The sequence below is a fragment of the Paenibacillus sp. FSL K6-2524 genome (assembly GCF_038005525.1).
In the GTDB taxonomy this organism is placed as follows: domain Bacteria; phylum Bacillota; class Bacilli; order Paenibacillales; family Paenibacillaceae; genus Fontibacillus; species Fontibacillus anaericanus.
The window spans coordinates 1,302,561-1,324,166 of the sequence record NZ_JBBOSP010000001.1 but is presented as its reverse complement, the minus strand read 5'-3'; the positions used below and the strand labels follow the sequence as shown (position 1 = coordinate 1,324,166).

The window sequence follows — 21,606 nt, the reverse complement described above, 5'->3', positions numbered from 1 at the left end:
AACGAAACCTCAAAGAATAACCAGTCCCGGATTGACTTACATTCCGACTGCGTGTTCTTTGAGTTTTTTTGCGTTGTGTGCGTTGTGTGTTGTGCGTTATGTGTTCTGTGTTCTGTGTACGTTATGTGTGTTGTGTGTTATGTGCGTTATGTATGTTGTGTTGTGTGCTATGTGCGTTATGTGTGTTGTGTTCTGTGCGTCGCATTCCGTACGTTGTATTCTGTTTCATGCTCTTTGTTCTGTTTGTTTTAGGGTCAAACTCATGATCAGTATTTGACGTATTAAGTCAGACACAATCTAACGGAACTGGTAGCCTTTATTTTGAGTTTTGAAGATCATAAAAAATTCTAACGGAACTGAAAGACCTTATGTCATACAAATGATGCTCAAATGCATGATTTAGGATGAAATAACGTCCCCTGGTTCCGTTACAATCCAGAACAGTGGAAAAAAACGCAAATAAGGTCGCTGAGTTCCGTTACAGCGATTCGATATCTATTACAGCGAGCTGAGTTCCTTTACAACGAATCGAGTTCCTTTACAGCGAGCTGAGCTGAGTTCCTTTTCGATTGATGGTCAAGCGACTAATTTGCATTTTGAGCCATTTTTTCAACTTTCCAAACTTTTTTTCCATAGAGAAATTCCAGGTCAATTCCCCCTCCATTTAACGTAAAACCGCTATAGATCAGGTATTGAAGCCTATACATCCCAATTTGGCATGAATCAGCTCGAAATCAATCTCGAATAAATGTTTGAATTTAGACACAGAATGTTCAATAATTAGATATGTCACAGAATGTTCACATTTATGACGAGGGTTAATAAGAGGAGTGATACTTCATGGCCAACCAAAGAAGTAAAGATTCAAGTAATGTATTTCTTGTGATCGTTGCACTCGGTGTGTTCTATACTGTCTTCTATACTGTGTTTACCCTTTATTCCATTCATGGGCAATAGCCATAAATATAGGGGCTGCCCCTCAAGTAGATATGATCTACTTCATGAGAGACAACCCCTATGCTAATTAGTATCTTATTTAGCGCTATCTAGCGCCTCTTGTGGTACTTTGATTTCATTAATTTCGTTGTACTTGGAGAATGAGGTCTTCATCGCCATTTCCAATGAAATGCCTGCGCCGTCTTGTTCCATCTCCATGGTCATATTGATGTCTGCTCTAGTAGGTAGAAAGGTTTTTTTATTTACAACCGAAGTCATTTTAATGTTCTTAATGTTCATTTGCTCCATCATGGCAACGGTTTGTTCGTTACTGCCTCCGGATTGACTCATTAATTCCTTAGCTAGCTCTTTCACAGAATCTCCTGATACATCTGCGGTTAAGACGTATTCATCGCCTTCGACCGTTATTTTTGTATCTTTAGAGATCTTTTTAAATTGCGATAATTGCTTATCCGGATTGGATGAATCTTCCATACTCGCGAGTAATTTTTCCACGCTATCATCGGGTTGCTTAGACCAAGTACCATCCACGTTGGAGTAAACACCCTCTTTTGAAATATACTGCTTCATTTCTGTTTCGCCTTGACCCGCCACGTTCATCTTAATCTCTTGGAATATTTGTAGAGGATCTGTGATCATATCACTTGTGATCGTCATTTTAACATTTTGTTCTTGCTTCTGTTCCCCTTGGGTCACTGTGATGTCCTGATCTATACTTGCTTCCATCGTGAAACTCTTCATCGCCTTCGATGCTTCTGCAGATTTCGTAAGCAATTCTTCGAGTGTAGGTGTTGCATCCGAATCCGTTGTTGCTTCTACTTTATTTCCTTGATTAGCATTGCCCACGTTAGCTGCATTACCATCCTCTTCTTTCTCTTTCCCACATGCTGTAATTCCCAGCATCAAAACTACTGCCAATAATCCTGCTGTCCATTTATTCAATTGATTGCCCCCTAGATTCTGTATTATCATTCAATTTAACCAAAGATTAGCTACCGTTAACAGGGAAATAAGTCACAAATCAGGGTAATTCAAATTATGTTTAAAACAGTACAAAAGACCTAACATAAGACCTAATTCTATTATAATCGTGCTTTTTTTGCATTATGTATATAATGGAGGAAGCACAACCTAGGATAATCTCAAGGAGGCACCTCTAGTTTGAAAAATCTTCTAGTCACCGGATATCGAGCTCATGAGCTGGGTATTTACGATAATAAGCATAAAGGAATCCCCTACATCCGGCAGGCTATTGCCGCTAGGCTCATTCCACTTCTGGAGGAGGGTCTCGAATGGGTTATCACGCCCGGTCAATACGGTGTGGATTTATGGGCTTGCGAAGCAGCAATGTCATTAAAGCCGCAGTTCCCTCATTTAAAATGCTCAATTATTACCGCTTTTAGCAATCAAGAAGAGAAATGGAAAGATGAGAAAAAATCATATTACCAGGATATTGTACAACGCGTGGACTATTACGGTGCGGTTAGCAAAGAAGCGTATATTGGTAAGTGGCAATTCCTCGCTAGGGACGAGCTACTCTTCCGAAAAACGGATGGGATCCTGTTAGTCTATGACGAGGAATCCGGCGAAGCTAGCCCTAAATACGTTAAAGAACGTGCGCTGAAAAAACATGAGAGTGATGGTTATATCTACCTCAATATCGGCATGGACGATATCCAATCTATCGCTGACGAAGACCATGGCCCAGAGTTTATGGAGTAGGAGTTTTTAGAATAGCGCTGAGTTTATAGAATATGTTATGTACGAGGAATTAAGGGTAGTGGTTTCTTTCCATAAGAAGAACAAAAAAGGGGACAAGGTTACTGTCCCCTTGTCCCCACTTCCTTATAATCCTGCTTGTGCTAACCAGAGCACGATCATGGCTGCTACTTGCTCTCGGGTCGAAATCGTGGAAGGTTCGAATTTACCCTGGCCTGTTCCATTAATAATCCCTAGTGCTTTCGCTGCTTTTATGCTCTCCAATGCATAATCCGATGCTTCGCCTATATCCGAGAAGGATGCTTCATTTATCCCCGAAATATCCTGCAATGAATGAGCAGTTACATAAGTGTAAGCCTTCATCAGCATTGTTGTGATTTGCTCCCTTGTTACCAACTCATCCGGCCGGAAACTACCATCTGGATAACCAGTGATGATCCCAAGCTTATTCAGAGTCGTTACATAATCCCCGTAATAACTACCCGCTTGCACATCTGTTAAGGTGCTAGAACCTTCACCCGTATCCAGTCCAAGTGCACGACCTAGGAAGGTAGCAAATTGTGCTCTCGTTACATTACCTTTTGGATCAAAACGTTCATTATCAATCCCCGTAGCAATATGCTTTGAAGCAAGCAGTTCTATAAACTCCTTCGACCAACCCGCCTTCACATCACTAAATACCTTGTTATACTCCATTACGATGAAACGGCCCATTTGATCACTTTGGAATGTGATCGTGTCATTCTTCAGCTTGCCGCCCAGATATTGCAGCGAACCATCATCCCCGATGAGGTATACTCCCACTTTGTTCTTATTTGAAATACTGTTCAATGTCGCCTGATCCAAAATAAGTTCAATGGTGGCTTTACCTTTGAGATTAAGCTTAGCTGGAGTATTGGCTGAATCCTCGGTCACACTCACAGAAAAATCATAAATTGTGCCAAGCGGACGATACGCTGCATCTTGTGCAACGATATTACGTTTAATCTCTTCCGCTTTATCTTTAGCAATTGGAGCTATTGTAACAATAACTCGTGTATCTTTCTTCAACGAAGCACTGTCAATGGTTCCGGCAGGTAATTTCACCACTACATCAGGGAACTGAAGCTGTATACTCACTTTTTGTTCCTCTGCCTTCTTCAGTACTTCAGCTGGAAGGATGACATCGACTGCCTCACCCGCAGTAACGCCAGTCACATGGATTGATACTGGCTCATTTTTCTTCGCCGCGGCTGCAATGGCTTGCTCTAAGCTAGCAGCAGGCACTTGAACCACTTTGTTTCCATTCGCATCCGTTGTAGCCACAACTTCCAATGTTGAGGAAACCACCGGTGAAGGTGCTGGTGTACTTGAAGTCGTCCCAGACCCTTCACTTCCAGATCCTCCTGATCCATCAGGATTACCAGAACTTAACACTGCCGCAAAGGCAACTGTTCCGCCATCCAAGCTACTAGGTATCGTAATCGTCACTTTACCCTGACTATCACTTTGGAATGTTTGCTTGCTATATTCGTCCACCAATTGACTGTCCTTCGAACCAGCAATCGTTAATGTAACTTGTTGCGCTTCCGTCTTTGTATTTATCCCTACAATAACGCTCTTTCCTTGATACGTCCGGGCAAATACATCGTAACCTTGTGCGTCTGATCCAGCCAATGAAACCCGAGTTCCTTTGGAGAAAATCTGCGAGTACTGATCACGAATATTAAGCATCTTCTTATAATGATCGTAGATATGATTGTAAGTTGGGTCAGATAGACCATCCCAATTAAAATCATAACGATTCTCGCTAAACCTATCTACTGTCCCATTATTATTCCCAAAACTTCCATTCAATCCTGATTGTCCAAGCTCTTCCCCATAATAAATTACCGGTTGTCCTTTGGAAGTAATCTGTAGTGAAGCAGCCACTTTCTGTTTGGCTTGTGCTGCACGTAGAACTTCAGCGTCTAGCGTTCCATTTCTATATTTGTCTCGGTCAGCCGCACTCAACGTAGTAATGAGGAATCCGTCTTCATCATGGCTACTGAGGAACTGCCCTAGCGTCGCCGTGTTGTCGAGTTTGCTATTTCTCGCCTGTAGCATCTTTTCTGTTTCTTGAATATTTCCCCTTACAAAACTTTGAGCAATCTCATTGAACGCAAAATCCAGCTCGGAGTCCATTGTTCCACTCCGCAGATAGCCACCATCATTATCAACACTTGCTCCGAAATTTTCTCCGATCATTTTGAAATCCGGATTGATTGAAGTCATTGTGTTCTTGAAATCCATCAATGTTGCATCTTCCACATGCTTGATCGTATCGACCCGGAAAAAGTCGATGGTGTTCCCTTTAGACGTTTTGGATTTCTCAATCCAATCCGATTGCCAAGCTACAATTTGCTCACGTACAGCCGGATCTTCAGTTATCAAATCCGGTAACCCAGCTACATTATTACGAATAACTGGATCCTCGTTCTCACCCCGTAACATGCCGCTGAACACCCCACGTTCCGCTTCCGTAGGAAGGTTCGTTACTTGCTTGGATATCCATGTCGCGGACAAATTATCCATTCCGTAACCGGTATGGTTCAGTACAACGTCTACCATTACCTTAATTCCGCTGTCATGCGCTGTGTCTAGCAGTTGCTTGAAGTCGTCCAAATCACCCAAGTGTTCGTCAATCGTCGTAAAATCTTTGGCCCAATAGCCGTGATAGGCGTATTGCGTACCACTAAAATCTACCCCTTTATTGAAATCGATATTATCGACAATCGGAGTAATCCAAATTGTGTTGATACCAAGATCCTTGAGGTAATCGATTTTATCGGTTATACCTCGGAAGTCCCCACCATGGTACGACTCCAAATGGCTCTTATCATAACCTTCACCGTTCGGATCATCGTTAGATGTATCACCGTTAAAGAAGCGGTCCGTTAGCATGAAATAAATCCGTGCTTCGTCCCAATCAAAATCGTCCTTCCCTACGGTTTGCCGCGTTTTCACTGTAACCTGAGCATTTTCTGTATGTTTATTTCCGTAAACATCCACTACCGTAACAGGAATTGACTTGATGCCGGCTGAAACAGAATCCTTCACTGCAATCGTTAGCGCCTTAAGCTCTGTATCGATCTTAACCTTAGAGTTACCACCAAGTGAGCTTAAATTTGCATAAGCTGAAGCACTTTCGCTCTCTGAGATCCCAGACCAGGATAAACTTAATACGGCATTCTCGTTGTATGATATGGCCTGAGGATTCACTTCGGATTGAATGTCCACATTCGTAACTTTGTAGATAACAACGGACTTACCATCCTTGGTGTTAGTAGGATCGCTCAATTCTGTTGTTATACCATCTTTGGTTACTAAAAAGGTATATTCATGCGTACCCTCTGTCAGCGGTCTATAGGTATAGACATACATTTCGTCCCTAGCATTATATTGCATAGGATATTCAACACCGTCGATCTTCACTTGCACGGATTCCAACTTATCCATATCACTTGTCGCAAACAATGCTTGATCGCGATAGGTAAATGTTACATTCTTATCCTCCAATAGTGGTGGACCAACTAGCGGCAAGGTTCGAACTTCACCCTTCCCCGCTTGAACTACTACTTTGATCAACTGATCCTTCCCCGTTGTAACAAACCGATCATAATCCTGATCAATAATAGCGGTAAGCCAGTCTTGCCCCTTACGTATTTTAAAACCGAATTGCTGAGTGGAAGTACCTATTGGAATCGTAGCTGTAGCTGTATTTCCGTTGAACTTAGTGAATTTAACTTCACCATCCAATTTCCCAGTATTCCACGTCCAGATATTCCATCCGTCAAAATCCTTATCCTCCCTAACATAACTAAAGAGAACCTTTCGTTCAACAGGTTTATAATCATCCAAATTCGGTTTCGAGTAGAAGACCTTGGATACGCCTTGCACCAACCAAACTTCTACTGCATTACCGCTTTGTATGGACGCTTTTACCTTAGACTCCTCAGCAGCCCATTCCTTATCAGTTGTGTTTAAATGAGGGATGATGTTAAGAGAAGATTCCATATATTTAAATGTACCTTGGGCATATCCATCCGATGTCTCATGAGAAAAATCCCATCTTGTTCCATCTAAACCATCAGGATAAAGCCATAATTTCCAGTCCATTGCAGTGTTATCATATCGATAATAATTAATTGTATACGTATTCATATTTGAAACAGCAGTAATTTCCTGTTCAGCTGTATTGCCTTGATACGTAGCTATAACAGTTATCTTCTGTTTATCTGGTGTTTCAGAGGCAACTTTCAGAATACCATTGGTAATTTCAACACCTTGCACGGGAGACTTTAAGGACCATGTAGGCAGAATAGATGTAACTGTATTATCCGCCTTTTGGAGTGATGCTTTCAATTCTAAATCCGATCCAGCCCCGACAACATTGCCTGATGTAATCATGATTCCAGGTACGATCGCTAAAGAATTGTCACCTTTCTTGACGGGGTTTAAATCATCAATTATACTTCCATCCCATTCATCGTACTTTGTGAGATATTTATATTCATAAGTCCCAGGGGACAGTGGGATTGTAAGACTAAATACGCCACTTTCCTTAGTTAGCTCCTTAGCTGTAGTTTTGTTCCATCCGTTCATTGAGCCAACCAGATAAAGATGATCGCCACTATGCTTAGAATTAAAAGTTACTGTACCATCACCGTTGATGACAGGGCTTGTTAGTTTAACCGAGGATAACTTAATCTCCTTCGTGGTACTCCAGTCCCCATTGGTAGCGGTAAGTTTAATCTTCGTTCCATCTGAAACATTACTATCCACAATCAGATTTTGCTTCTTTCCATCCCCCGCATCCGTAAATGAAATCGCGGAAAAGGCATTACCAGACAAGTCAGTTGCTTCAAGTACTACTTTTTCTGTAACATCTCTCGCACCCGTATAATATACTGCATCAATTACGGTTGACGAACCAATCTGTAATTCTTCATCTACATCGAGGCTGATCCCAGGAACTGATATTCCTGAATTATTACCTATGACAATCGTGTTTAGCGGGTCCTTCTGAAAATTTTCTTTGGTTCCAGGATCCAAGGAAGCATATGTTGACAGACCATAATCATACCAACCAGCTTCGATTTGTCGACTCACGGACCATATATTGTCCGCACCCTTATTTAGATCTATTGCTGCCCAATTATTATAGAATCCTCCCTTTACTATCACTCTTGCATCCGCTTCAGTACCTTGATAATTAAAAGTAACCTCAGCTCCCGATCCCGTGCGAGTCCCGATAACCGGGCTCTGCAGCACTTGGGCGTCAGCACTTCCGCTCAAGCCAGTTGCAATATCCGCTTCCGCCTTAGCTACAGGCTGCAGGTTCGTGAAGAAGCTTAGAATCAAACAAATAACGAGTAACCAGGAAAGCGTTTTTTTCATTCCACGATTCATTCCTTGAATGGCCTCCTTTAAATTTTTGATGTATGGTTTCGCATAGGATGTCATATCTTATACTCTCTTCCGTATTTCCCAAGAATGATGCAAACGTTTGTACGAAAGAGTGAAATCAACAGATATAATTGCTGCCACCCAAAGGTAAGCGCTTTATATCCTGCGATAAGCATACAATATTGGGATCATCCGTCAACTGTGCAGAACAGATCAAAGTGTTGATAAATCTGTATTTATCCAATATTTTCATCCATTTTCTTTGATTATCTTCATTTTGTAATATTTTTTTCAATTATCTGGTTCTAGTGAAACCGTTTGCTCATATTAATTCATTGAAAATGTGCTAAACATGATCTTTTTGTGAATTGTCTCTATTTTTGAAAAATAACTTGTCCATTTTGGATATTTTTGTGCTACTATGTCAATATAAATCGCTTTCACATGGGCAGGTTATTGTCCCGTGGACAAACGTTTGCATTAATCACAAAATATTAATTTTAGGAGGTCATTTAAATGAACGAGAAAAAATTGCCTACTGTAGCTTACTTCAGCATGGAATTCGGACTTCATTCCGATTTTAAAATGTACGCAGGTGGGTTAGGAATCCTTGCTGGCGACTACATCAAGGGTGCCAAAGACATTAATGCACCCATCGTACCCATCGGTTTGAAATGGAAACAAGGTTATACCGACCAAAGAATTGACGCTGAGGGGAAACCTTACGATACGTATCACAATTATGTTTACGATTTTCTTGAGGACACTGGGGTCAAAGTTAGCGTAAAAGTCAGAAACGTCGATGTGATCTGTAAAGTATGGAAGACCGATAAATTCGGTAATAACCCCCTATATTTACTTGATACAGATATTCCTGAGAACAGTGATGCCTGGATTACAGGTCAATTATATGGCTGGTTTGGCGAAGAACGGATTGCTCAGGAAATCGTGCTGGGTATCGGTGGGGTCAAGGCTATGCGGGCGCTACAAATTCCAATTGACGTCTACCATTTCAACGAAGGCCATGCCGCACTTGCAGCAACCGAATTAATTCGCGAGAAAATGTGCGCAGGTCTTACCTTCGAGAAAGCTTGGCTGGCGACTAGAGAAGAAGTCGTATTCACAACACATACTCCAATCAAAGAAGGTAATGAAACTCATCCACTTGACCGTCTTGAATATATGACTGCTTTCAATGGATTGACTCGTGACCAAATGGAACGCATCGGTGGCAATCCGTTTAATATGACAATCGCTGGCTTACGCCTATCTCGCATCTCCAATGGTGTAGCCGATCTCCATGCTGACACTTCCAACAAGATGTGGAAAGAAGTATCCGGCAGATCCGAAATTATCGGCATTACCAATGCCATTCATACTCCAACTTGGGTTGATGAGCGCATGACTCAAGCTTTTGAGAACGGTGGGGATTTGTGGGCCACTCATACAGAGATCAAGGGTGAGTTAATCCAATTCATCGCTGATCGTTCAGGCATCCAGCTTAATCCGGATAACCTACTGATTGGCTTCTCCCGCAGAGCTGCTCCTTACAAGAGAAGTGATCTGATCTTCTCCCAACCGGAAATCATTGAACCTTACTTGGAATCAGGTAAAATTCAAATCGTCTTCTCCGGTAAGGCTCATCCACTCGATGATACCGGTAAGAAGATCGTAAGTAACCTGGTAGCGATGATGAAGAAATATCCGAAGGCTGTCGTGTTCCTAGAAAACTACGATATGACCATTGGAGCACAATTAACTCGTGGTTCCGATATTTGGCTTAACAACCCACGTAGACCACTTGAAGCAAGTGGTACTTCCGGTATGAAAGCCTCAATGAACGGTGTGCTGAACTGCTCGATCCTCGACGGTTGGTGGCCAGAAGCTTGTATCGATGGCGAAAATGGTTGGGCTATCGGTGATGGCTTCGAAACAACTGATTTCGCTGTACTTGATCGCCATGACAGCGATGCATTGTATGACACCCTACTTAACCGCGTGGTCCCAACTTACTATGAGAACCGTGCGAAATGGGTAGAAATGATGCATAAGAGTATCGAAACTACGCGCGTAGAATTCGCAACTAAGCGGATGCTCGAAGATTACTACAACAAAATGTACATCAAAGCTTAAAGATATCATTTAATCTTTCTATACATGCAAAAAGCTGGTGACCGCCCTCGATTATACGAGGAGTCACCAGCTTTTTGCTCATTTCCATTTAAAGAATAGACCTATCCTAACAACAGCTTCGTTCCTGTTAAAATCAAACCTACCACAAACCCACATACGGCGCCATTGACTCGAATCCATTGCAGGTCATGCCCTACCTTATCTTCTATGAAGGCAATCAAGGAATCGTTGTCGAGTTTATTCAAATTCTCTTGTACCAACTCACCGATCTTGGAATAATGCTTCTCCATCAAGTTCACAATCTGCTCTTGAATCCAGTCTTCGGCACGATTAGCTAACTCCGGTCTCCGATCGATCTCAGCCATCATCTTCTCTAAGAAGGGAACTAGAAGTTCGGTACGGAATTCATCACTTCCGATATAGCTCGCCAGATACTCCAAGCCACGTTCCGTCATTGTGTTGATTCTACCGCTCTCGGTCCCCTTCTCGATCACTACATTCTTGAGCCGTGATAATTCACTTAACAAGGATGGCGATTTGGCTAGAGATAATAACTCCTTTTGGAAAAAGAAGAGCAATTTGTATCTGTCTTGATGATCTGAAACTTGCAACTCGGTAATTTTATCAAGGATAAACGTCTGAAGAACCGCCCCTAACTTCTCCTCATTGAAGTAGCCCATGAATGCACCCATTGCAAACTTCATCAAGCCGTTCACTTCTATCTCAGAAACACGCTGCATCGCCATACTGCCAAGGAATTCCCTAGTTGAATCCAGCTCTGCCCATTGTTTCGCTCGCTCCAATCCGAAATCGAGTGCCTTCTCATCGTAGTCATTACTAATAATTCCCTTGATTAGTTTATTAAGCAACTCTTCCTCATCAAGATGATCTAAGAACCTCGCTAACAATCGCTTAGCATATTCCGCTACGGTATCCGCAGGCAAACTTCTTACAGCTGTCTCAAGTACACCCGCAATTCCCTTTTGAAAAGGTTCCGTACTTACGGATTCCCTTAATTTCTGGAGCACAATATCCGTAATCCGAATTTGTTTGATTTTACTACGAATACTTTCTTGATTCAGCAGTTCTGTCTCCACCATGGTGGTGATCGCCTTGGTCATTTTATCCCGATTCTTAGGCAATAACGCTGTATGTGGGATTGGAATGCGTAGGGGATGACGGAATAAGGCTGTTACGGCGAACCAGTCCGCCAAGCCGCCTACTAGACCCGCCTCGAAGCCACCCTGTAGCAGAGCAAGCCCCGTTCCCGAGAAGGGTAGGGTCGCTACAAAGCCAGCCCCCATAACTCCCAATGAAATTTCAGCCATACGATTAGATTTCTTCTTCGTCATAACATTCTCACCCATCCGTGTAATTGTTTCGATAGTTCAATTTAACCATAAAGTGGGTGCAATAGCCAAACTGGTCAATCAAATGACACAAGAAAAGGATAGGCTAGCAGAGATATACTCTGCTGTCCTATCCTTCTCAAATTCCTATGTATGTAACTATTTCTGCTTATTGTGGAGACATAGGTTGCTGTGGTGCTGCGGCCTTATTAGCAAGCTTATTTGGTAACTGCCATGCGGTTACAACAGCAAATGCTACAAAGACAAGATCCATAATTTCGAACAATTCAACGAAGGTTTCTTTAAAAAAGCTAAATACCTCACTAGAAAACATACCATTAAAGCTTTCATAATTATAGAAGTAAGCAACGATGAAGTATTTACCGAGTAGAATACCGAGTACACTCGCGATGACTGCAATAATTTGAATCGTAACGCTAGTTCTTTTACCAGCAAAGTAGGATACAGCATATCCAGCTAATCCTCCAATGGCCCAAGCAATGATCCCTAGCTCATACTCAGTCGTGATGGCAATAAGTGCCCACACGGCGCCCCCAACGATGGCTGCAAGCAGCGCCCCTATCACAGACATTCCAATTTTATTCTGTTCCAAATATAAGTCCTCCCCATTCCAATAGTTAAGACAGTGTTATGTCTTATGTCTATGTTACCAGATTTTTCCCCATATAAGAACAGTTTTTTCCTTCTACGTTAAGGGCTAGTGGCTTGTGCCTGGTCCAATAATGTCTGGCCTTCTGCCTCCACATTGCCCAGCGCCTCATCCACAGTAATCTCCTTATTCTTCACTCGCTCCAACTCTCGCTTCATCAATTCTTCGAACGTAGAATAAAATCCAGTTGGAACTTTTCCTCTACTTCCGTAGTTTACAGGTTTAGGCTTAAGTTTATAGAAGGCTTCGATACCGCTTGCCACATAATCCTTGTAATATCCCATTCGTGAGAGCATATTTCCGTTCAATGTTTTGGATTTGACGCGGGCATAGTCATCCCCGTTAACGTACTTAATGAAATCCCAAGCAGCTTCCGCATTGGGAGAGCCTGCACGAATTGAGAAGATTTCATATAGCTCAACATCGCGAGAAGTACTCGGATCCGAAGGATCCACGGGCCCTGTAACGATCCCAAGCTCGAATGGCTTAAACTCCTTCACACGATCCCGTACCTCTTTGAAATGTTGCAGCAAATCTGCGCTATCTACTACCATCGCTACTCGTCCCATGATAAAGGGTTGGTTCTTATAGAACTCCTCAGTGGACCCACCCCAGAATGGCTCTTCGGGAGTGTAAATTGCCTTGGATTCTGTAGCCTCAAATGCAGTCTTCCAGATGTCTTTCCAAGAATCCGTATTCACTGTCACTTTCATGGTGGAATAATTAACAGTCGACATCCCCTGCGTTCTTGCCATAAGTCCTGCCAAAGTATCCGTCTGAATATCAGAAGTAATATAACTCTGCATCCCCAAACCATACACCCGGTCCTCATCCCCACCATCAACAGGGAATCGCTTCGCCAAATTGAGAATTTCCTTCCAGGTCATTTGATTATGAGGAGGATCGATTCCATATTCAGCAAATAAATCCGCATTATAGAACAACGCATTTCCATAAAAACGCGGACTCAATCCATACAACTTGCCAGCACTCTTTTCTTTTATCAAATCAACAATCGTTGGGTAAATGCCCTCTATATCATAGTGCTCTTTCTGAATCAGGGTCTGAAGCTCCATAAGCAGGCCATCAGCCGCATATTGCTCATATTGTTCTGGATCAAGCCACAGCACATCCGGTTGTTCCTTTTCTATTAATTTAGCTAGCGCCGTAGCTTTATCTATTTCCGGATCATTGTCAATATTCTGCGTACTTACCACCTGAACTTCGATATTGGGATATTTCGTTATGAATAAATCGCCATATTCCTGATAAAAGATGCTTTCATCATAGTACATTACTTTTAAAATGGTAGGTGTAGTCGTTTTCTCTGGTAGAGCAGCCGAACATCCTCCGAGTACTATACAAATAACTAGAATCAACATTCTACATATATGTCTATTTTTCATTGAAACCTCCGAGAGCTGGATTCATTAGCTTGGACACATGCACCACCAGGTATTCCTTAACATTAGGAAACTCCTTTGCTAGAGCATTCTCTACATCACTAGTTAGCACCTCTGGGTTGTTATAGACCTTGGACTTTAATATGTCTAAAATAATCTTGCTAGCTTTCTGTTCCGACGCATAAATTTGATCCTCGCTCAATTCGCCCAATACGGCATTTTTCAGTAACGCCTTCACAAAATAATCGTTATTGTCTGACGCACAACCCGCACTAAATGGGATCGTATCCTTAGGAAAGGGAACTCCAATGTCCTTTGTTACTAGATTCCCAGGTTCACTAGAAATATAACTTTGAGTGAATGTTATTGTATTTCCATCCGTATCCTCTATCACTTCTACTTCTGGATCGTCACTACTACCAGAGATTGTAGAATATCCGCTGATTTGCGTCAGGTCAGTTATCTGAACTTCTTCGTGAGCAAATACGGAACCTGTCGCGAAGGTGCCTAGAAGCACACAACAGAAAACGGCCATACCTGCTCTCTTCCTGCCAGTATCCATGATCGTAACAATTCTGTTCTTCAACCCTTTTTTGTCACTATAAAAATGAGTAACTAGTTGGGTCTGAGTCTGCATTTGTTGTTTGGCTAGACCGATGATGGTCTCACCGTATACTTGCCGATCCTTCAAATCTATTTTCCGAACTACAGCTTCATCACAGGATTCCTCACATGCTGCGGAGACCGCCCTATTCATGAAGTAGACTATCGGATTAAACCAATGCATACTCGTTGCTATCAGCACAAGGACCTTGTACCAGAGATCTTTTCTCAAGTAATGAATACATTCATGTTTCAGGATAAACTTTAATTCATCGGACGAGAAATCAGTCGTCGGTAGCAAAATAACGGGCTTTATAAAACCAATCATCATCGGACTCTTGATACATGAGCATAACTTTATAGTGACTCTCTTGGTTCCCCTTAGCTCATCCTTTATCTCCTGAAAAATGCATAGTATTCGTGGTTCTTCGATCTCCTCGCTCCAGCGATGTACGATGCTCATGAAACGCTTTTGTCTGAATATATGTATCAGTAAAAATACAACCATACCTATGATCCATAGATAACTTACAATCTGTCCCCACTGGATGTTGGGTATAGTTGTTGTATCCGCATTAGGGGCGAATTTAGGAGGAACATCAACTGCTATTGTATTAATTGTCATCCCCGTGCCCGTATCATCATTCTGTATGTAATTCGTGTAAGGTTGCTGTGTAGTTACTACGGAAGAAATCGAATTTAGCAGTTGCACTTGGATAAATCCAGTGTCCATTTGAGGTCTAAATGGGATTATTAAGCCCACTACAACAATGAGCCAAGTATAATAACGCCATTTGGCCTCATATCTTCTGACTAACAGTGGAGTGATTGCCATGAATACAAGTGAAATGACAGACATCGTGATGCTGCATTCTACTAAAGTGGCCAAGAACTTCTCCACACTATTCCCTCCGTTCCTTCATCCACTTCATTAACTCATCCAGATCCTTATCCTTTAACTTTTTACCGTTATACAGCATATTTACTAGACTGACGAAGGAGTTCTCATGAACTTTCTCCATAAAACTTCCTGTTTCAAACTGTAGATACTCATCTCTCATCACGAGCGGAAAATAAGTGCGCTCTTTGCCGTTCTTCTCTGTACGCAGAAAACCACGCTCTACTAATCTTAATAACAGGGAAATAAGGGTTTGTGCCCTCCACTCCTTCTGTCTACCTAATTGCTCCATGATCATATTCGTAGTAATGGGTGGTTCATTCGCCCAGACTACCTTCATAATCTCAAACTCTGCATCTGGCAGCTTCTTCAACGTATCCAATTTACATCACTCTTTTCATTTTCTACATTTGTCTATATTGATATTCTACATCTGTCTAATATGATTGTAAAGCTATATATTGAAAAAAAAGGCTACCCCGTGGTAGCCCTTCAAACTGATATATTTAATTTGCAAATATATGATAATCCGTGACAACGGGTTCAATACCATCTGCACGAAGTCTCGAGTTAATCTGTCCTCGATGATATTGACCATGAAGTGCTACATGAATGAGAATATCACGTATATAAAGCGTAATTTCTTCACCTTTACTATTGGTGTAGGTTATTAAGTTATCTAAGTCGGATGGTGTTAATTCAGCGAAAACTGCTGCGAAGCTTTCTTCATTTTGCTTACTAAGTTGTGCACAGTATGCCATATCACTATCTGACCAGATTGGCAGTTGTGAACTATCCATTCCCCTTAATCTAGTGGCCCATACTTGTTCTGCATTTAGAATATGAGAAAATAAACGAACCTGTTGGTACTGAGTCTCAACATTCTGCAAAGTTTCTAACATGCGTTGATTAGCCCAATGTAAATGTTCAAACATCTTTTGGATTGTTTGCAATGATACCACCCCTTGATTTCCTATTAATGGTATTGTATCATCTCGTTTTGATAAAAAACATTAAAGAAAAAACTTCCCAGACCGTATTGGTCTGAGAAGTTCGTAAGTAAATTGGGGGATCGCCCCAATATATTATATGTTTAGCATCCTATTTCAAATCTGCCGGAAAAACTAGTCCCATCTGTCGTCTAGCTTCGTCCATGATCTCCACAGCTTTAAGCGAGTTACTCAATGAGTTGATACTACTTTCGCGACATCCCGTCTTAATTAATTCGATAAACTCTTCGGCTTCATAATACATCGACTCTTGATATTGCGGTTGAGTTAGGTCTTCAATCGTCCCATCACGGTAATGAATCTTCACGCTATAGGGTTGATTGATCTTATCAATGACCAAAGTACCGTTCTCACCCTGAATTTCTGCAGGTAAATAAGAATCGGCGATTTTGGAATGCATAATAACAGCATCCATATCCTTATATTTGAGCACCATACTTCCTTCCCCATCTACACCTGAAGAGAGTTGCACGCCGACCGCTTGGATGGAATCAGGCTTACCGAACAATGTAACCATTGGATAGATACAGTAAGTACCCAGATCCATCAAGGAACCGTTGGAATATGTCGGATTAAACGCGTTGAGCACCGTGCCTTGCTTAAAGGCATCATATCTGGAGGAATATTGGCAGTAACTTGCAAAATAACGCCGCACGCGGCCGATTTTATAAAGGTTGTCCTTAATTACTCTTAAGTTAGGCATAAGTGTAGATTTCATGGCTTCCATCAACACAACATCATTTTTCCTAGCTGTATCTATCATTTTTTGCATTTCAGACACATTTGAAGCCATCGGCTTCTCGCAAAGTACATGCTTCCCGTGGTTCATGCATATGATTGCTTGCTCCGCATGGAACGAGTTGGGACTCGCAATATACACGGCATCCAACAGATCACTTGCAGCCATTTCTTCTACATCAGTATATACCTTAGGATCATTAAATTTAGCAGCAAATGCCTTACCCTTCTCTTCCGAGCGGGAGTATAATGCAGTCAGAGTAAATTGCTCCGTCTCCAACGCAGATTGGATGAAGCGCTCAGTTATCCAGTTTGTTCCAATAATACCGAATCGTATCATAGTTATCTCATCCCCTTAGATCTTGATACTTTATATAGGCTATAAACATATTCTCTCACTCTAGAATGCTCCTGTCCATACTTGCGTTCGTTGCAGCAACTGATTACAATTGTGATAACATGAGCAGTTGGAAACGAGGTGTTACTGTGAGCGAGGACAACAAGGATTACTCTCCTAATAATTTCAATTATATAATCTCCGGTGATTCCATCTCTAAAGGTGTCATTTATGATGAAGTGAGAAGCAAATATGTTATTCTAGAAGACAATTATGTATCTCTCCTTCAGGATAAACTCAAAGGTGTCGTTCGTAATACCGCAAGGTTTGGGAACACGCTGATCAAAGGAATCGGGAATCTGAAGAAGGATGTTCTGAAGGATAAACCTAACATTGTGCTGATTGAGTATGGCGGCAATGATTGTGATTTCCATTGGAATGAAATTGCGGATAATCCGGATGCACTTCACAGCCCCAAGACCGATTTCACTGTATTCGAGACGATGCTAACTGAAACGATTCATTACCTGAAAAATCAGCAGATTACACCAATCCTGATGAGCCTTCCCCCACTAAATGCGGATAAGTACTTCAAATGGGTAAGCCAGAGCAACCCTGAGGCCGAGATCAACATTATGAAATGGCTGGGAAGTGTCACCAAAATTTATTGGTGGCAGGAAAGATACAATTCTACAATTATCAAAGTGTCAGAAATGACCAAGACTAAATATATCGATGTTAGAGGAGCCTTCCTTGAGCATCCTGATTTCACCAAATTTATATGCGTGGATGGCATCCATCCTAATAAAGCCGGACACCAGATTATCTGTGATAAAGTTCTAGAGTTTATCAGAACTAACTACCAGCACTTACTGCAGGACCATAATGATTTAGCGTATGAATGAATATATTCTCAAGCGAGGAGAGGGACCTGAGAGGGTCTCTCTTTTCTGTATGTTTTCGGCTTTATGGCTCAATGGAATAATGCTACTATCTGTGGAAAATGTACTGGACTGGACTGAAATGGACTGAACTCGAATTGGACTCGGCTGGACTCGATTGGACGGTCTCGACTGGATTGGGCTGGATTGGACTAAAATGAGCGAATAACAGGAATTTCTCCATCTATTATGGAGTGCATACCAACTAGAGAGTAGCTTAACTGGAATTACTCCATCTAATTTAGCGTTTAATACCAATTGGCGTTGAGATCGATTGAATTAACAGGAGACATAGAACTAGAATAAAAAGTGGACACCTCGATAAGAGAATTCGATAATGAATCTATCAGGAGGTGCTCACATGGGTGAACAACGGAAACGGTATAACGAAGAATTTAAGAAAGAAACGGTCAAGTACCTTCAGGAGCAGACGAAGTCGATGGAGGATATGGCTCTTGAATTAGATATTTCAGCGAAGACCTTACACGCCTGGAAGGCTAAGTACCGCGAATTCAAAAATGAACCTATCGCAAACATGGAGCGAGTTCGGGAGCTTGAACAGTTACTGAAAGAAAAGGAACAAGTGTTACAGGAACGAGAACGTCGGATTGCGGATGTAGAAGAAGAGCTAGCGATTGTAAAAAAAGCAGTGCACATCTTCAGCAAACCAAAGAACTGAGATTTCAGTTCATCGAGAATAGTCGCTCCGAGTTTCGATTGGAGAAGATGTGCGATGTACTTAGCGTTTCCCGGAGCGGTTATTACAAATTGAGAAACCATGAGACTAGCCAACAAGAGCTGCGGAAAAACCAAGTGTTAGAGCGGATCCGTTACCACTTCAGTGACTCAGAAGAGCGCTATGGTGCACCAAAGATCACATTTTTACTGAACAAAGAAGGGTGTAACGTGACGGAACGAACGGTAGGCCTATATATGAAAGAACTCGGTTTACGTTCTTGTGTTTCAAGAAAGTACAAAGTACAAACTACCGATTCTAATCATGATATGGCCATTGCACCCAACATCCTGAACCAACAGTTTCAAAGTACGGAGCCTAGCAAGGTATGGGTCACAGATATTACCTACATTCCGTGCAGAGAGGGCCGATTATACCTTGCAAGCGTTCTGGACTTATGCACACGTGAGATTGTGGGGTGGCGACTGGCTGACCATATGACAACTGAATTAGTCCTTGAGGCGTTAAAGGATGCTTACGATGCCAAGAAGCCTAAGGAAGGTCTCATTCACCATTCTGATCGTGGAGCACAGTACGCATCCACAGAATACCGTGAACTGCTTAAGAGCTACAACATGATCTCTAGCATGAGTCGTAAGGGAAATTGCTACGACAATGCTTGTATTGAATCGTTTCATAGCATCTTAAAGAAAGAACTCGTTTATTGCAGAAGGTTTAGGACCAAACAACAAGCCAAAGACGAGTTGTTTCGATATATCGAGTTTTTTTACAATCGCAAGCGAATTCATGGTGCGCTTGGATACTTGTCACCGATTCGTTTTGCTGCACAGTTTCAGAAGAAATCTGCTTAATTCGCTAAAGGTAGTGTCCACTTTTTTGACAGAGGTCCAACATTCCAGTTAAAAGGGGATTTAGATGTCCTCTCAACAATTTAACAGGAGTATTTCCCTTAATTGTGTGTCAGAACCCCGGACTCAAGTACAAGCGATCCATGGTCAAGTAACTATTATGGTATGGGGTGCCATGTTTTCTCACACCCGTTATTGATGTAATTTCTCGTTGACCTTATAATGAGTGTCAAACACAATAAGTACTGAATGGGTAGGAGTGGTCGGAATGATCTCCAATGAGGAATTAGCTCAAAAGGATAAAAATATTGTCTTAATCGGCTTTATGGGCGTAGGAAAAACTACGATTGGTCAACATCTCGCCAAGAAATTAGATCGTGAATTTATCGACATTGATGCTCAAATAGAGCAAAAATACGGAATGCCTGTGACACAAATTTTCAAGTCCGTTGGTGAGAAAGAGTTTCGCCAAATGGAAAAGGACTACATTCTTAATGTTTGCAGTGATTCTAAGTTTAAGATCATTTCTCTTGGCGGTGGTGCGTTCCTACAGGAGGAAATTAAGAACATATGTCTGTCGACATCTAACGTCATCTATCTGAATATTTCCTGGGAAACATGGAGGAGACGACTTCATTTGATCATAGACAGCAGACCTATCCTCCAAAACAAGAGCATGGACGAAATAGAAGCACTATTCTATACCCGTCAGAACTCATACTCTCCGAATCATGCTTCGGTGAATATAGATGGACTCGGATTTGAAGAAGCAGCAGACCATATCATCCACTCGTTAAATCTCATCGCAGATCGTCCGGACGAATTAAACTAGTAGGTGTTAGCGGTAGGACGGTCCGCGAACTTGCTTCCACTGCGGCCAACCGAACTAATCGACACGGACCGTTCCTTCCATCGCCGTGGTCTCCACATTCCTCGACTGAACCGCTTGGCGGTTGAACTCAACACAGACCCGCAAAAGAATCTCACTAATTCCCACGATAGAGTAGACCTCGGAGATCCAGGCGACCTCTATCGTATTTTCAAAATCGATCCGTCCTCTACACTATTTCAATGTTATAGATTACGATGTAATAACGATAACACATTTCGTAGTTCTCCTACTGCTACCTGCCCTGGAGCAGAAGCCTTGTTTGCCGCTCCAAAGGTTAGCGCTGATCCAAACACCTCTCCCGCTATACGGCTTATGACGCCCTCACCCGCCATCGACATCGTAATAATCGGTCGATCTGCATATTGCTCCTTCATCCGATATGTCGCTTCAAGTAAAGTCAGGACATCTAACGGACTTGTTGGCATCACAGCAATTTTAGGGATATCTCCGCCTAAATCCTGTGCTCTTTTCAGCCTAGCCATAATTTCATCTCGTGGTGGAGTTTTGTCGAAATCATGATTAGAAATAATGACAAACACATCATGTTTATGGGCTACTTCAATCAATTCCTTAATCGCTTGCTCCTCATTAAACAACTCCATATCTATAAGTTCAACCTGTCCCGTTGTTGCGATTTCCCTATTTAACTGAAAATAAAAGTCTGTACTAACTTCCTTCTCTCCGCCTTCTTTAGCGCTACGGAATGTGAATAATAGTGGAATGTCCTTGAGAATGGACCGAATCTGCATCAAAACCTCTTTCACCGCTATTATATCCTCCACTTGCTCAAAGAAATCAACCCGCCATTCGACAACATCCAGATCTAGTGTCGTCATTAAAGCTGCTTCATCCTTTAATTGTTGCCGTGTCTTCCCTACCATCGGAACGCAAATTTTCGGTGCGCCAGCTCCAAGGGTCACACCTTTGACGGTTATTGTTCTACTCATAGGTTCATGTTCCTTTCATCGTTTACCATTATGTATC

Annotated in this window: 16 protein-coding genes; 6 read left to right on the top strand and 10 right to left on the bottom strand. The window is 42.0% G+C overall.

Going from position 1 to position 21,606, the window contains the following annotated elements; translation table 11 throughout:
• Window positions 1–1,032: 1,032 nt before the first annotated feature.
• Window positions 1,033–1,899 (bottom strand): DUF6612 family protein, encoded by an 867-nt coding sequence (locus tag NST85_RS05800; RefSeq protein WP_341188798.1) that lies wholly within the window; start codon window positions 1,897–1,899, stop codon window positions 1,033–1,035.
• 219 nt (window positions 1,900–2,118) lie between these two features.
• Here NST85_RS05800 and NST85_RS05795 point away from each other — a divergent pair, with 219 nt between their 5' ends.
• Entirely contained in the window at window positions 2,119–2,679 is a 561-nt protein-coding gene (locus NST85_RS05795; RefSeq protein WP_341188797.1) for a DUF1273 domain-containing protein, read from the top strand.
• 123 nt (window positions 2,680–2,802) lie between these two features.
• Here NST85_RS05795 and NST85_RS05790 read toward each other — a convergent pair whose 3' ends face one another.
• Window positions 2,803–8,106: an alpha-amylase family glycosyl hydrolase gene (locus tag NST85_RS05790; protein WP_170220240.1), complete on the bottom strand. Its 5,304-nt coding sequence runs from the start codon at window positions 8,104–8,106 to the stop codon at window positions 2,803–2,805.
• Window positions 8,107–8,619: 513 nt separating this feature from the next.
• Here NST85_RS05790 and glgP point away from each other — a divergent pair.
• Window positions 8,620–10,236, top strand: a complete 1,617-nt coding sequence (gene glgP, locus NST85_RS05785) for an alpha-glucan family phosphorylase (RefSeq protein WP_127193777.1) — start codon at window positions 8,620–8,622, stop codon at window positions 10,234–10,236.
• 101 nt (window positions 10,237–10,337) lie between these two features.
• Here the strand turns inward: glgP and NST85_RS05780 are convergent, their stop codons facing one another.
• The 7 genes from NST85_RS05780 to NST85_RS05750 all read right to left on the bottom strand — a co-directional run bounded on the left by NST85_RS05780 (window position 10,338) and on the right by NST85_RS05750 (window position 17,247).
• A complete protein-coding gene (locus tag NST85_RS05780; RefSeq protein WP_170220241.1) occupies window positions 10,338–11,588 on the bottom strand; it encodes a DUF445 domain-containing protein in 1,251 nt (416 codons plus the stop codon).
• A gap of 166 nt (window positions 11,589–11,754) precedes the next feature.
• Window positions 11,755–12,198: a hypothetical protein gene (locus NST85_RS05775; RefSeq protein WP_127193779.1), complete on the bottom strand. Its 444-nt coding sequence runs from the start codon at window positions 12,196–12,198 to the stop codon at window positions 11,755–11,757.
• A 98-nt stretch (window positions 12,199–12,296) separates the two neighbouring features.
• A complete protein-coding gene (locus NST85_RS05770; protein WP_127193780.1) occupies window positions 12,297–13,661 on the bottom strand; it encodes an ABC transporter substrate-binding protein in 1,365 nt (454 codons plus the stop codon).
• Complete coding sequence (locus NST85_RS05765; protein WP_127193781.1) at window positions 13,651–15,162, bottom strand: M56 family metallopeptidase; 1,512 nt, start codon at window positions 15,160–15,162, stop codon at window positions 13,651–13,653. The genes NST85_RS05770 and NST85_RS05765 overlap by 11 nt, the downstream gene beginning before the upstream one ends.
• Window position 15,163: 1 nt before the next feature.
• Window positions 15,164–15,541, bottom strand: a complete 378-nt coding sequence (locus tag NST85_RS05760) for a BlaI/MecI/CopY family transcriptional regulator (RefSeq protein WP_127193782.1) — start codon at window positions 15,539–15,541, stop codon at window positions 15,164–15,166.
• A 124-nt stretch (window positions 15,542–15,665) separates the two neighbouring features.
• Window positions 15,666–16,112: a DinB family protein gene (locus NST85_RS05755; RefSeq protein WP_307402723.1), complete on the bottom strand. Its 447-nt coding sequence runs from the start codon at window positions 16,110–16,112 to the stop codon at window positions 15,666–15,668.
• A gap of 148 nt (window positions 16,113–16,260) precedes the next feature.
• Window positions 16,261–17,247 (bottom strand): Gfo/Idh/MocA family protein, encoded by a 987-nt coding sequence (locus NST85_RS05750; protein ID WP_127193784.1) that lies wholly within the window; start codon window positions 17,245–17,247, stop codon window positions 16,261–16,263.
• Between the two features lie 119 nt (window positions 17,248–17,366).
• Here NST85_RS05750 and NST85_RS05745 point away from each other — a divergent pair, with 119 nt between their 5' ends.
• The 4 genes from NST85_RS05745 to NST85_RS05730 all read left to right on the top strand — a co-directional run bounded on the left by NST85_RS05745 (window position 17,367) and on the right by NST85_RS05730 (window position 20,562).
• Window positions 17,367–18,149, top strand: a complete 783-nt coding sequence (locus NST85_RS05745) for an SGNH/GDSL hydrolase family protein (RefSeq protein WP_127193785.1) — start codon at window positions 17,367–17,369, stop codon at window positions 18,147–18,149.
• 397 nt (window positions 18,150–18,546) lie between these two features.
• On the top strand, window positions 18,547–18,864 hold the full coding sequence (locus NST85_RS05740) for a transposase (RefSeq protein ID WP_341188796.1): 318 nt from the start codon (window positions 18,547–18,549) through the stop codon (window positions 18,862–18,864).
• Window positions 18,861–19,733 carry an IS3 family transposase gene (locus NST85_RS05735; RefSeq protein WP_341191078.1) on the top strand — a complete coding sequence of 291 codons (873 nt, stop codon included), beginning with the start codon at window positions 18,861–18,863 and terminating at the stop codon, window positions 19,731–19,733. The genes NST85_RS05740 and NST85_RS05735 overlap by 4 nt, the downstream gene beginning before the upstream one ends.
• A gap of 265 nt (window positions 19,734–19,998) precedes the next feature.
• A complete protein-coding gene (locus NST85_RS05730) occupies window positions 19,999–20,562 on the top strand; it encodes a shikimate kinase (protein WP_341188795.1) in 564 nt (187 codons plus the stop codon).
• A gap of 242 nt (window positions 20,563–20,804) precedes the next feature.
• On the opposite strand, the gene aroD is transcribed toward NST85_RS05730, so the two are convergent.
• The gene (aroD, locus tag NST85_RS05725) at window positions 20,805–21,569 is read right to left on the bottom strand and encodes a type I 3-dehydroquinate dehydratase (protein WP_341188794.1); all 765 of its coding nucleotides are present in this window, start codon (window positions 21,567–21,569) and stop codon (window positions 20,805–20,807) included.
• Window positions 21,570–21,606 lie beyond the last annotated feature (37 nt).

What these genes read in the sequence shown, in the direction of transcription:
- NST85_RS05790 (WP_170220240.1), bottom strand. Translation starts at nt 8,106, where the DNA reads ATGAATCGTGGAATGAAAAAAACGCTTTCCTGGTTACTCGTTATTTGT.
- NST85_RS05740 (WP_341188796.1), top strand. Translation starts at nt 18,547, where the DNA reads ATGGGTGAACAACGGAAACGGTATAACGAAGAATTTAAGAAAGAAACG.
- NST85_RS05780 (WP_170220241.1), bottom strand. Translation starts at nt 11,588, where the DNA reads ATGACGAAGAAGAAATCTAATCGTATGGCTGAAATTTCATTGGGAGTT.
- NST85_RS05730 (WP_341188795.1), top strand. Translation starts at nt 19,999, where the DNA reads ATGATCTCCAATGAGGAATTAGCTCAAAAGGATAAAAATATTGTCTTA.
- glgP (WP_127193777.1), top strand. Translation starts at nt 8,620, where the DNA reads ATGAACGAGAAAAAATTGCCTACTGTAGCTTACTTCAGCATGGAATTC.
- aroD (WP_341188794.1), bottom strand. Translation starts at nt 21,569, where the DNA reads ATGAGTAGAACAATAACCGTCAAAGGTGTGACCCTTGGAGCTGGCGCA.
- NST85_RS05750 (WP_127193784.1), bottom strand. Translation starts at nt 17,247, where the DNA reads ATGATACGATTCGGTATTATTGGAACAAACTGGATAACTGAGCGCTTC.
- NST85_RS05745 (WP_127193785.1), top strand. Translation starts at nt 17,367, where the DNA reads ATGAGCAGTTGGAAACGAGGTGTTACTGTGAGCGAGGACAACAAGGAT.
- NST85_RS05770 (WP_127193780.1), bottom strand. Translation starts at nt 13,661, where the DNA reads ATGAAAAATAGACATATATGTAGAATGTTGATTCTAGTTATTTGTATA.